Source organism: Aeromonas sp. A04 (assembly GCF_047780465.1).
In the GTDB taxonomy this organism is placed as follows: Bacteria; Pseudomonadota; Gammaproteobacteria; order Enterobacterales; family Aeromonadaceae; genus Aeromonas; species Aeromonas bestiarum.
Genome location: NZ_JBLNHP010000001.1, coordinates 920511 through 932352, shown reverse-complemented (window position 1 = coordinate 932352; position 11842 = coordinate 920511). Strand labels below are relative to the sequence as shown.

General features: G+C 60.4%; 9 protein-coding genes. 4 read left to right on the top strand and 5 right to left on the bottom strand.

Annotated features, from left to right (window positions below):
- Positions 1-2 precede the first annotated feature (2 nt).
- Positions 3-746, bottom strand: a complete 744-nt coding sequence (cmoA, locus tag ACM3N8_RS04140; protein ID WP_103471934.1) for a carboxy-S-adenosyl-L-methionine synthase CmoA — start codon at positions 744-746, stop codon at positions 3-5.
- 336 nt (positions 747-1082) lie between these two features.
- Positions 1083-1931: a DUF72 domain-containing protein gene (locus ACM3N8_RS04135; protein WP_103471933.1), complete on the bottom strand. Its 849-nt coding sequence runs from the start codon at positions 1929-1931 to the stop codon at positions 1083-1085.
- 432 nt (positions 1932-2363) lie between these two features.
- Here ACM3N8_RS04135 and aspS point away from each other — a divergent pair, with 432 nt between their 5' ends.
- The 3 genes from aspS (at position 2364) to ACM3N8_RS04120 (ending at position 6866) form a co-directional block, all read left to right on the top strand.
- Complete coding sequence (aspS, locus tag ACM3N8_RS04130; protein WP_290064255.1) at positions 2364-4130, top strand: aspartate--tRNA ligase; 1767 nt, start codon at positions 2364-2366, stop codon at positions 4128-4130.
- 92 nt (positions 4131-4222) lie between these two features.
- Positions 4223-4963 (top strand): YebC/PmpR family DNA-binding transcriptional regulator, encoded by a 741-nt coding sequence (locus ACM3N8_RS04125; protein ID WP_043557237.1) that lies wholly within the window; start codon positions 4223-4225, stop codon positions 4961-4963.
- A 286-nt stretch (positions 4964-5249) separates the two neighbouring features.
- Positions 5250-6866, top strand: a complete 1617-nt coding sequence (locus tag ACM3N8_RS04120; RefSeq protein WP_241278298.1) for a phosphoethanolamine transferase — start codon at positions 5250-5252, stop codon at positions 6864-6866.
- 71 nt (positions 6867-6937) lie between these two features.
- On the opposite strand, the gene nagC is transcribed toward ACM3N8_RS04120, so the two are convergent.
- The 3 genes from nagC to nagB are packed head-to-tail and all read right to left on the bottom strand — an operon-like array spanning position 6938 to position 10112.
- Entirely contained in the window at positions 6938-8152 is a 1215-nt protein-coding gene (gene nagC, locus ACM3N8_RS04115) for a DNA-binding transcriptional regulator NagC (protein ID WP_042872493.1), read from the bottom strand.
- A gap of 4 nt (positions 8153-8156) precedes the next feature.
- A complete protein-coding gene (gene nagA / locus ACM3N8_RS04110) occupies positions 8157-9302 on the bottom strand; it encodes an N-acetylglucosamine-6-phosphate deacetylase (protein ID WP_103471931.1) in 1146 nt (381 codons plus the stop codon).
- Between the two features lie 9 nt (positions 9303-9311).
- Positions 9312-10112 (bottom strand): glucosamine-6-phosphate deaminase, encoded by an 801-nt coding sequence (nagB, locus tag ACM3N8_RS04105; protein WP_042872490.1) that lies wholly within the window; start codon positions 10110-10112, stop codon positions 9312-9314.
- 273 nt (positions 10113-10385) lie between these two features.
- On the opposite strand from nagB, the gene nagE reads away from it, so the two are divergent.
- Positions 10386-11840, top strand: a complete 1455-nt coding sequence (gene nagE / locus ACM3N8_RS04100; protein WP_416015482.1) for an N-acetylglucosamine-specific PTS transporter subunit IIBC — start codon at positions 10386-10388, stop codon at positions 11838-11840.
- Positions 11841-11842 lie beyond the last annotated feature (2 nt).

Below are 11842 nucleotides of genomic sequence, written 5' to 3'. Positions count from 1 at the left end.
GCTTAGTTGGCGTCGCTGGATTTGATGGCAATCATGGAACCGAAGTTGAAGCACTGGAACCAGAGATCCTGGTGAACGAAACCTGCGTCCCGCAGGCGGGCTCTGTGTATCTCCAGGCTGTCGGTGCGCATCACGTTCTCGAGGGCGTTGCGCTTCTGGCTTATCTCCAGCTCGCTGTAGCCATTGGCCCGCTTGAAATCCAGGTGCAGATCGATGAGCAGCTCGTTGACCGGCGCATCCTCGAAGCGGAACTTCTCGCTCAGGATCAGGATGCCGCCCGGGCGCAGCCCATCAAAGATGCGCTGGATCAGGGTCATCCGCTTTTCGGGGTCCACGAACTGCAAGGTGAAGTTGAGCACCACCACGGAGGCGTTCTCGATTTCGACGTCGCAGATGTCCGCTTCCACCAGCGCTACCGGCACCTCGGATTTGAAGCCGGAGAGGTGGGCGCGGGCGCGCTCGATCATGGGATGGGAGAGATCCACCGCCGTGATGGCGCAACCCGGCTGGGTCACGTGGCGACGCATGGCCTGGGTGGCGGCGCCCAGCGAACAGCCGAGGTCATAGAGCCGACTCTCGGGCTGGGCGTAGCGGGCGGCCATCATGCCGATGGCGGAGATGATGTTGCTGTAACCCGGCACCGAGCGCTGGATCATGTCGGGGAAGACGTCGACGACCTGTTCGTCAAAGCAAAAGTCCCCCAATCGGGCGATGGGGGCGGCAAAAATCTGGTCTTTGGTATGCATGCTGGCGCAACCTGACAGCCGGTATATGAACCGACTGTTTGTTCAATTGAGTCGTTGGGTGACACCCTTCAGGGTTGTTTTATCACCGGTTTACGAACGGGGTGGCTGGCCGTGAGATCCTTCGGGCCGGCCCTGTTCGCAATGGGCCATCATCCGGGCCCTTGATCCGGAGCCGCGCTGTCCTCTTGTTGCAACGAATTGCAGTGGTCAACGAAGGCCCCTTGCTTGGGGCGCTAGTGTAGAGGATTGATGGGCGTTTGTCTTGACGCCGAGCCCCGTCCAGCCACAAAAAAGCGGCTTTTTTTACGCATGCCCGATGGCCCATGAAATGGCTGACTAAAAGCGCAGCACGCCCTGGCGCGCGCGATCGTTTTCCCCCGGCCAGGGAGCCATATCCTGCCCCAACAGGCGGGTTATCTGGCGGGCCAGCTCGGGTGACTGGGCATTGTCAGCGGTATGTATAAAGAGGTAGAGATCCTTGCCTTCCGCCAGCCACTGACGCCAGTGGGGCAACCAGCTGGGCAGGAAGGGGTGATTGGCGGCCGGATCCGGCAGACCGATGAGCCGCACCACGGGGGCGCTGGCGGTGGCCAGCAGATGTACCGGCAGTCTGGGCTTCTTGCCCTGGGCATCTATCATGGCTGCCGTGGTGGCTGGCACAGAGAACAGCGGCCGGCTGTCGAGCATGATGCGGTTGATGCCTTTTTCCATCAGCATACGGTTCAGGCTGCGCTCCGCCTCGCCCTTGGCGAAGAAATCGGGGTGGCGCACCTCGAGGGCATAGCGAAACTGTGTCGGCAGCCGGTTGAAGAATTCAGCGAGACGGGGAAGGCCGCTCGGGCCGAAGCGGGCGGGCAGTTGCAGCTTGAGCAGCCCCAGCTTGTCGTGCAGCGGGGTGAGCAGCTGGATGAAGTCGGTCACCTGCTTGTCGGCGCTCACCAGATCGCTCTGGTGGCTGATTTCTTTCGGAAACTTGAAGCTGAAGCGAAAGTGGGTGGGCACCGCATCGGCCCAGCGTCGCACCGTTTCCGGGGTCGGCGAGGCGTAGAAGGTGGTGTTGCCTTCTACCGTGTTGAACACCCGGGCGTAGTGGGCGAGGTGCTCGGCGGGTTTGGCCCCCACGCCCAATAATTGACCGGGCCAGGCCGGGTGTGACCATTGTGGCAGGCCCAAAAAGAGGCTCATGGCGGATCCTGTTTGCGGGTTTATCTCGTTTTGCGCCCATTTTTTGCCTTGAGATGTAAAAAACAGGGCAAAGGGGGCTGCTGGCCATTTTACCCAAATGGGGGTTTTCCTCTATAATGCCAGCCCTTTTGTTTGCCAATTTGTTGTGACTCACGCCGCTGTGCGCATATTGTGGCGACGGTAGCGGCCATGAATTGGCCAAACAACGACGCTTTCCGATGCCCTCTGACCGACTGCCCGGCCGCTTGCCAGCCGCCTCTGGTCGAGCCGATATCGGTGGCAGGTGTCCGATCCAGGGGATCGGACGGTATGAGACAGATTTCAAACCGGGTAAGAACAAGACTCTGGCCAGCTGTGAGACAGACGGTGCTTGCCAGTCGTGCCCGGCGACCCAGGTTCACCGTCTCTCTACAATTTCGAAGGAAGAAGTCCATGCGCTCTATCTATTGCGGACAGGTCAATGAGGCCCATGCTGGGCAGACCATTACATTGTGCGGTTGGGTTCATCGTCGTCGCGACCTCGGCGGTCTGATCTTTATCGACATGCGTGACCGGGAAGGGATCGTGCAGGTGTTCTTCGATCCGGACAAGCCGGACGCCTTCGCCCTGGCCTCCGAGCTGCGCGGCGAGTTCTGCATCCAGGTGACCGGTGTGGTGCGTACCCGTCCGGACTCCCAGCGCAACAGCGACATGGCCACTGGCGCCATCGAAGTGTTCGCCCACGAACTCAACATCATCAACCGTGCCGAGCCGCTGCCCCTTGACTTCAACCAGGTCAACAGCGAAGAAATCAGCCTCAAGTATCGCTACCTGGATCTGCGTCGCCCCGAGATGGCCAAGTACCTGAAGACCCGTGCCAAGGCCAGCGCCTTCGTACGCCGCTTCATGGACGAGCACGGCTTCCTCGACATCGAAACCCCCATGCTGACCAAGGCCACTCCGGAAGGTGCCCGTGACTATCTGGTACCTAGCCGCGTGCACAAGGGCAAGTTCTACGCCCTGCCGCAATCTCCCCAGCTGTTCAAGCAGTTGCTGATGATGTCCGGCTTCGACCGTTACTACCAGATCGTCAAGTGCTTCCGTGACGAAGACCTGCGTGCCGACCGCCAGCCGGAATTCACCCAGATCGACGTGGAGACCTCCTTCATGACGGCGCCGCAAGTGCGTGAAATCATGGAAGAGATGATCCGCAAACTGTGGATGCACATCCTGAATGTGGATCTGGGCGACTTCCCGATCATGACCTTCGACGAGGCCATGCGCCGTTTCGGCTCCGACAAGCCGGATCTGCGTCTGCCGATGGAGCTGGTCGATGTGGCTGATCTGCTGACCGCCGTCGAGTTCGCCGTGTTCGCCGGCCCCGCCAACGACCCGAAAGGCCGTGTGGCGGCCCTGAAAGTGCCGGGCGGCGCCGAGCTGTCCCGCAAGCAAATCGACGAGTACACCAAGTTTGTCGGCATCTACGGTGCCAAGGGCCTGGCCTGGATGAAGGTCAACGAAGCCGCCAACGGCCTCGAAGGCGTACAGTCTCCGGTGGCCAAGTTCCTGTCTGACGAGATAGTGCGCGAGATCCTGGCCCGTACCGGCGCAGCTGACGGCGACATCATCTTCTTCGGCGCTGACTCCAAGAAAGTGGTCTGCGATGCCATGGGCGCTCTGCGCCTGAAAGTGGGTCGCGATCTGGGTCTGATGGAAAACAGCTGGAAGCCGCTGTGGGTCATCGACTTCCCCATGTTCGAGGAAGACAGCGAAGGCGGCCTGGCGGCCATGCACCACCCCTTCACCGCACCGAGCAACCTGGGCCCGAGCGAGCTGAAAGCCAACCCGCTCAGCGCCTATGCCAACGCCTACGACATGGTCATCAACGGCTACGAAGTGGGTGGCGGTTCTGTGCGTATCCACAACAGCGAGATGCAGGCCACCGTCTTCGACATCCTGGGTATTACTCCGGCCGAGCAGCGCCTGAAGTTCGGCTTCCTGCTGGATGCGCTGAAGTACGGTACCCCGCCGCACGCCGGTCTGGCCTTCGGCCTGGATCGCCTCAGCATGCTGCTGACCGGTACCGACAACATCCGGGACGTGATTGCCTTCCCGAAAACCACGGCGGCCGCCTGTCTGATGACAGACGCCCCCAGCTTTGCCAACCAGGCGCAGATGAGCGAACTGGCGATTGCGACGACCGTCAAGGGTGATGAATAAGCCGGCATCCGGCACAGTCCCGGCCGCGCCCGGCGCGGCCTACCCGGTCACTTTGTGTTATTGAAATCTAAAAAATATAACGGAGAGTCTCTATGGCAGGTCACAGTAAGTGGGCCAACATCAAACACCGCAAGGCAGCTCAGGATGCCAAGCGCGGCAAGATCTTCACCAAGCTGATCCGTGAAATCACCACCTCGGCTCGTATCGGCGATCCGGATCCCGCCAACAACCCACGCCTGCGTGCGGCGGTGGCGGCAGCCCTGACCGGCAACATGACCCGCGACACCATCAACCGCGCCATCGCACGTGGGGCCGGTGGTGGCGACGGCGAGCAGCTCGAGACCATAGTTTACGAAGGCTACGGCCCGGCTGGCTCCGCCGTCATGGTGGAGTGCCTGACCGACAACCGCAACCGTACCGTGGCGGAAGTGCGTCATGCCTTCAGCAAGTGCGGCGGCAACCTGGGCACCGACGGCTCGGTCGCCTACCTGTTCAGCAAGAAAGGTCTGCTGACCTTCGTCGGTGTCGATGAAGATGCCCTGATGGATGCGGCCCTGGAAGCGGGCGCCGATGACGTGGTGACCGAGGAAGATGGTTCCATCGAGGTGTACACCACCCCGAACGACTTCGGGACCGTGCTGGATGCGCTGGAAGCCGCCGGCTTCAAGGCCGAGAGCGCCGAAGTGACCATGATCCCTTCCACCGAAGCCGAGCTGGATGCGGAAACCGCCCCCAAGCTGATGCGCCTCATCGACATGCTGGAAGATCTGGACGACGTGCAGGAGGTGTACCACAACGGCTCCATCTCCGACGAAGTCGCCGCGACCCTGTAATCCGGTTCGTGAACACTCAGGTGGCGACGCTCTGTTCGCCCCCGCTAAAACGGCAGCCTCGGCTGCCGTTTTTCTTATGATGAGCTGGCACCTGAAGATCGTGCCGACCATGGCATTGCCCGCCTTAATTTTCCCTTAAGTTTGGCGACTTAAGCTGCCTGCCGTGTCCGGGCGCCCAGCCCCTTGCCGCGCTTGCCCTCAGGAAGAGGTGCGCGGCAAGCGAGCACTCACAACGGGTGCCCCCATGCAGGGGACCCAGTCCTGCCTGGTTTGTCGGAGTATCGTTATGCGCATCACCCTGGGAGTGATGAAGGTGAATCTGTTGCTGGTGCTGCTGTTTGCACTGGTGTTCAACTGGCCCATCTTCCTGCACTTTTACCACATTCTCACCCAGCTGGAGCACGTCAAGGCGGGCTTTGCCCTCTCTATCCCCCTGGTGCTGCTGGCCGCGCTCAATGCGGTGTTTCTGCCCTTTACCTTCCGCTATCTGCTCAAGCCCTTCTTCGTGCTGCTGATCCTGATGGGCTCTGTGGTCAGCTACGCCATGCTCAAGTACGGCGTCATCTTCGACGTGAGCATGGTGCAGAACATAGTCGAGACCAACAGCGGGGAGGCGACGGCCTACCTCAATGGCTCGGTCGCGCTCTGGTTCCTGCTGACCGGCCTGCTGCCGGCGCTGGCCTTGCTGTGGGTGAAAATAGCCTATCCCAGCCCCTGGTATAAGGGACTGGGGTTGCGTCTTGGTTCCATCGCCCTGTCGCTGCTGTTTCTGGTGGGGGTGGCCGCGCTTTATTACCAGGATTACGCCTCGGTCGGGCGCAACAACAAGTCCCTCGGCAAGGAGATAGTGCCCGCCAACTATGTGCACGGTCTCTATCGCTATGCCACCGACATCCTGTTTGCCACCCCCATCCCGTACCAGCCGCTGGGGACGGATGCCAAAGTGGTGGGGCAGGGCGGCAAGCCGACCCTGATGTTCCTGGTGGTGGGGGAGACGGCCCGTAGCCAGAACTACTCCCTCAACGGCTACGGGAAGCAGACCAACAGCTTCACCGCGCAGGAGGCGGGCATGGTCTCGTTTCGCAACGTGCGCTCCTGCGGCACAGCCACGGCTGTCTCCGTGCCCTGCATGTTCTCCAATCTCACGCGCCGGGAATATGACGACACCCTGGCCCAGTCGCGGGATGGCATGCTGGATGTGCTGCAACACGCCGGCATCTCCGTGCTGTGGAAGGAGAACGACGGCGGCTGCAAGGGGGTGTGCAAGAACGTGCCCACCATAGACATAGAGGCCAAGGCGTTCCCGCAGTATTGCCAGAGAGGCTCCTGCTACGACGAGGTGATGCTGGAGGGGCTGGATCAGCAGATAGCGCAGATGAAGGGCAACAAGCTGGTGGCTTTTCACCTGATGGGCAGCCACGGCCCGACCTACTATCGGCGCTACCCCGCCTCCGAGCGCTTCTTCGTGCCGGACTGCCCGCGCAGCGACATCGAAAACTGCACCAATGAAGAGCTGGTCAACAGCTATGACAACACCATACGTTACACCGACAAGGTGGTGGCACGGCTGATCGACAAGCTCAAGACGCTGCAGAACGACTACAACGTGGGGCTGGTCTATCTCTCCGATCACGGCGAGTCCCTCGGTGCCATGGGGCTCTACCTGCACGGCACCCCTTACAAGTTCGCGCCGGACGATCAGACCCGGGTGCCGCTGCTGACCTGGCTCTCCCCCCAGTTGCAGGCAGATCGGCGGCTGAACATGGATTGCCTGCAGCAGGAGGCGGCCAGCCAGCGCTTCTCCCACGACAACCTGTTCCACTCAATGCTGGGGATCATGGATGTGCAGACAAAGGTGTATGACGGGGCCCTGGATCTGTTCAAACCGTGCCGGGCGGGGTAAACCGGCGAACAGCACACAATAAAAAAACGGCAGCCAGTGGCTGCCGTTTTTTATCTCGCAAGGCCAGCGCCTTACTTCTGCTCCATGATGATCTGCAACAGATCACCCTCCAGCAGGGCCCGTTTCACCAGGGCGAAGCCGCCTATGGTGGGTTGGTTCTGGAAGCGCGCCTTCACTATGGGCAGGCCACGGTGGAAGCTCGGCAGAGACTGGTGCTCCACGCAGCGGCGGATGGCCGGGAACAGAATCTCTTCGGCGGCGGTGATTTCACCGGCGATCAGCACCTTCTGCGGGTTGAACAGGTTGACCGTGATGGCCACCGCCCGTCCCAGATGCTCACCCACGTTCTCGATCACGCTGCGGGCCAGTTCATCACCGGCCATGGCGGCCTTGCACACCTCCTGGATGGTGATGTGCTTCTCCTGCAGCGAGCTCAGGTGGCCGCGGCTGATGAGCTCTTTCACCTTGTCGACGATGGCCTCGTTGGAGGCTATGGTCTCCAGACAGCCAAAGTTGCCGCAGTGGCAGCGCTTGCCGAGCGGTTCGACCTGGATGTGGCCGATCTCGCCGACGTTGCGGTTCTGACCGAGGAACACCTTGCCCTTGGTGATGATGCCGGAGCCGGCCCCCTGGTGCACGCTCACCAGGATGGAGTCCATGCAGTCGCGGGATTCACCGAAGAAGTGCTCGGCCAGCGCCAGGGAACGGGTGTCGTTGCCCACGTAGCAGGGCAGGTTGAAGTGGTTCTCCAGCAGCTTGGCCAGCGCCAGATTGCGGATCTGGTACTTGGGGGTATAGATGACCATGCCCGATTCCGGATTGACCAGACCCGGCATGGTCAGCGCTATGCTGATCAGGTTGCGGCTGCGCTCCTGCTGGGCGTCGATGAAGGCACCAATTTCGCGCAGCAGCATGTCGACCACGGGCTGCTGGTCGATCTCGGTCACCTGGGTGATGTGCTGATCGAGCTCCTTGCCGTCGAGATCGTACAGGCTCAGCTGCAAATAGCCGCGGCCGAGCTTGGCGGACACAAACTGAAAGCGATGCTTGATGGTGGTCAGGGAGATGGCGCGCCGCCCGCCGGTAGAGGCTTGCGGTGAGGTCTCCTTGATCAGGCCATGTTCGATCAGTTGCCGGGTTATTTTGGTCACGCTGGCCGGGGCCAGCTGACTCAACTCGGCAATTTTGACCCGCGAGATGGGGCCTTGCAGGTCGATGAGCCGATATACGGCCGCACTGTTGACCTGCTTGATAAGATCTACGTTTGCTATTTGTCCGCCAGTCATAGTGTCACTGTGTTGTGTAGTGTCCGTTAACCACGGTCCCGCAGACCGTGAAGGCCTGATCAAAGACAGTCAGGTTGGCTATTTTTCCGACCTGGATACTACCGAGACGTGAGTCCCATCCAATGGCGCGAGCGGGATATAGGGTGGCCATTCTCAGTGCTTCATCGAGCGGTAATCCGACCTGTTTGACCAGATTTTCCACCCCTTCAATCATGGTGAGGGCAGAACCGCCGAGTGTACCATTCTCGTCGACGCACTGACCATCGCGGAAATAGACGGTTGCGCCACAAAAATCAAACTTCTCAAAGCCTTCCGGCGCACCGGCTGCGGCGGTGGCGTCGGTGACCAGCACCAGCCGATCCCCCAGCATCTTGTGGGCCAGCCGCACGTTGGCCCAGTGCACGTGATGCCCATCGACGATGACGCCGGCATAGACATCCTTGCGATCGTAGATGGCGCCCACTACGCCCGGCTCGCGGCCGTTCACGGTCGGGGTCATGGCGTTGTAGAGGTGGGTGGCAAAGCGGATGCCGTTGTTAAAGCCGGCCATGGCCTGATCGTAGTTGGCGGCGGTATGGCCGGCAGAGACCAGGATGCCCGCTTCCACCAGCTGGCGTATGTGCTCCGGCTTGTTGCGCTCCGGCGCCAGGGTGATCTTGGCGATGGCGTCGCTGTTGGCACAGAAGAAGTCGATCATCTCGTCGGCGGGCTGGCGGATCTGCTCGGCCGGGTGAATACCCTTGCGCTTGAGGTTGGTGTAGGGCCCCTCCAGATGCACGCCCAGCACCTCGTTGGGGTGGGCGGCCATGTAGTCGCGGGTCACGGCGACGGCCTGCTTCATGTCCGCATCCGGGCTGGTGATCAGGGTTGGCAGGAAGCTGGTGGTACCGGATTTCAGGTTGGCGGCCTGCATGGTCGCCAGGGTTTGGGTGGTGATGTGGCCGTTGAACATGACGCCGCCGCAGCCGTTGAGCTGCACGTCGATGAAGCCGGCGCAGAGGTTGGCGCCGTGCAGATCATGTTGTTCTATGCCGGCGGGCAGTTCGGCCCGGCGGGAGATGGCGACAATCTTGTCGCCCTCGATCACCACCCCGTAACCGGTCAGCACACAGCTGCCGGTGTAGAGGGTGCAGTTGGTCAATGCGTACATGGTGGCTCCTTACAGACGGCCGATGTTGGCGGCTTCCAGCTGCTGGAAGTAACGCACCGTCTTGACTTTGAGCTCCATGGTGGAGGGCTCGTCGCACACCATCATTCCCTTCGGATGCAGTTGCAGGGTGGAGATGGTCCACATGTGGTTGACGCTGCCTTCCACCGCGGCTTGCAGGGCCTGGGCCTTGCCGTGACCGGTCACCAGGATCATGATCTCTTCGGCGTCCATCAGGGTGCCGACACCCACGGTCAGCGCCAGCTTGGGCACCTGCTCCATGTCGCCGCCAAAGAAGCGGGAGTTGGCGATGCGGGTGTCTTCGGTCAGGGTCTTGACCCGGGTTCGGGAGGAGAGGGAAGAGGCCGGTTCGTTGAACGCTATGTGGCCGTCATTGCCGACCCCGCCCATGAAGAGGTTGATCTTGCCGTAGGACTTGATCTTCTCCTCGTAGCGCTTGCACTCGGCCACCAGATCCGGGGCGTTGCCATTGAGGATGTTGATGTTCTCGGGGCGGATGTCGATGTGACAGAAGAAGTTGTTGTGCATGAAGCTGTGGTAGCTCTCGGGGTGATCTTCCGGCAGGCCGACGTATTCGTCCATGTTGAAGCTGACCACGTGCTCGAAGCTCACCTCGCCCGCTTTATGCAGCTCGATCAGGCGCTTGTAAGTGTTGAGCGGGGTGCCGCCGGTGGGCAGGCCCAGTACGAAGGGGCGATCGGCAGTGGGTTTGAACGCATTGATACGGTCAACGATGTAACGGGCAGACCACAGGCCCACTTGGCTGGCAGATTTCAACGGGATCAGGCGCATTGTAGATACCTCTGTACGGGTTGCTGCCGGGGTGTCGGCGGCAAATAGGCTGAGACGGATTCAAGTTGTTTTATAGCGTAAATAAAGATTGCGAACTAAGCCACATGTATCCGCTACCTTTATCTCGTTTGGGTGATAATGATCACGAATATACGTTTATTAATTTGCGCAGCGAAATAAAAGCCCTAGACTGCCAAACAAGCCTTGATGGCTTATGCGTCAAACGTGATAAGCACTTAATTTCTAGAAAAACATTAACTAAGGAGAGGAACCGTGAACATTCTCGGTTATTTGCAAAAGATCGGCCGTGCCCTGATGGTGCCGGTAGCGGTATTGCCTGCCGCCGCGATCCTGATGGGGGTTGGCTACTGGATTGATCCGAACGGTTGGGGTGGTGACAGCGCGCTGGCTGCCTTCCTGATCAAGGCGGGTGCCGCCATTATCGACAAGATGGCCATACTGTTTGCTGTCGGTGTCGCCTATGGCATGTCCAAGGATAAAGACGGTTCTGCTGCCCTGGCAGGTCTGGTCGGCTACCTGGTGGTGACCACCTTGCTGAGCCCAGGCGCCGTGTCGCAAATCCAGCAGATCCCGCTGGATCAAGTGCCTGCCGCATTCGGCAAGATTGAGAACCAGTTCATCGGTATCTTGACCGGTGTGATCGCCGCCGAGCTTTACAACCGCTTCAGCAGCGTCGAACTGCACAAGGCGCTGGCCTTCTTCTCTGGCCGTCGTCTGGTGCCGATCGTGACCTCAGTGGTGATGATAGTCGTCGCCTTCATCCTGATGGCCGTCTGGCCGGTCATTTACGGTGGTCTGGTGAGCTTTGGTGAATCCATCGTCAACCTGGGCTCTACCGGTGCCGGTATCTACGCCTTCTTCAACCGCCTGCTGATCCCCGTCGGTCTGCACCACGCCCTGAACTCCGTGTTCTGGTTCGACGTGGCCGGCATCAACGACATCCCGAACTTCCTGGGTGGCCAATCCTCCATCGACGCCGGTAAAGCGGTTGTGGGTGTCACTGGTATGTACCAGGCTGGCTTCTTCCCCATCATGATGTTCGGTCTGCCGGGCGCCGCGCTGGCCATCTATCACTCCGCCAAGAAAGAGAACAAGGACAAGGTTGCATCCATCATGATCGCCGCCGCCTTCGCCGCCTTCTTCACCGGTGTGACCGAGCCGCTCGAATTCTCCTTCATGTTCGTGGCACCTGTGCTCTATGTCATCCACGCCCTGCTGACCGGTATCTCCGTGTTCATCGCCGCCAGCATGCAGTGGATTGCCGGTTTCGGCTTCAGTGCCGGTCTGGTGGATATGGTGCTCTCCAGCCGCAACCCGCTGGCGACTCACTGGTACATGCTGCTGGCACAGGGTCTGGTGTTCTTCGGCCTCTACTACGTCATATTCCGTGCCGTCATCGTCAAGTTCAACCTGAAAACCCCGGGTCGTGAAGATGACGAAGCCGTACCGGTACAGGCTCAGACCACAGACCGCACCGAACTGGCTCGCCAGTATCTGGAAGTGCTGGGTGGTCAAGAGAACCTGGTCACCATAGATGCCTGCATCACCCGTCTGCGTCTGACCCTGAAAGACCGCAGCATAGTGGATGAGCGCAAGCTGAAAGCCCTGGGCGCGGCCGGTGTGGTCAAGCTCGGTGAACAGAACCTGCAGGTGATTCTGGGCCCCTTGGCCGAAATCATCGCCGGTGAGATGAAGGCCCTGCGTTAATC

Excerpts from the sequence above, each read along its gene's own strand:
- cmoA (WP_103471934.1), bottom strand. The coding sequence starts at position 746 with ATGCATACCAAAGACCAGATTTTTGCCGCCCCCATCGCCCGATTGGGG.
- ACM3N8_RS04135 (WP_103471933.1), bottom strand. The coding sequence starts at position 1,931 with ATGAGCCTCTTTTTGGGCCTGCCACAATGGTCACACCCGGCCTGGCCC.
- aspS (WP_290064255.1), top strand. The coding sequence starts at position 2,364 with ATGCGCTCTATCTATTGCGGACAGGTCAATGAGGCCCATGCTGGGCAG.
- ACM3N8_RS04125 (WP_043557237.1), top strand. The coding sequence starts at position 4,223 with ATGGCAGGTCACAGTAAGTGGGCCAACATCAAACACCGCAAGGCAGCT.
- ACM3N8_RS04120 (WP_241278298.1), top strand. The coding sequence starts at position 5,250 with ATGCGCATCACCCTGGGAGTGATGAAGGTGAATCTGTTGCTGGTGCTG.
- nagC (WP_042872493.1), bottom strand. The coding sequence starts at position 8,152 with ATGACTGGCGGACAAATAGCAAACGTAGATCTTATCAAGCAGGTCAAC.
- nagA (WP_103471931.1), bottom strand. The coding sequence starts at position 9,302 with ATGTACGCATTGACCAACTGCACCCTCTACACCGGCAGCTGTGTGCTG.
- nagB (WP_042872490.1), bottom strand. The coding sequence starts at position 10,112 with ATGCGCCTGATCCCGTTGAAATCTGCCAGCCAAGTGGGCCTGTGGTCT.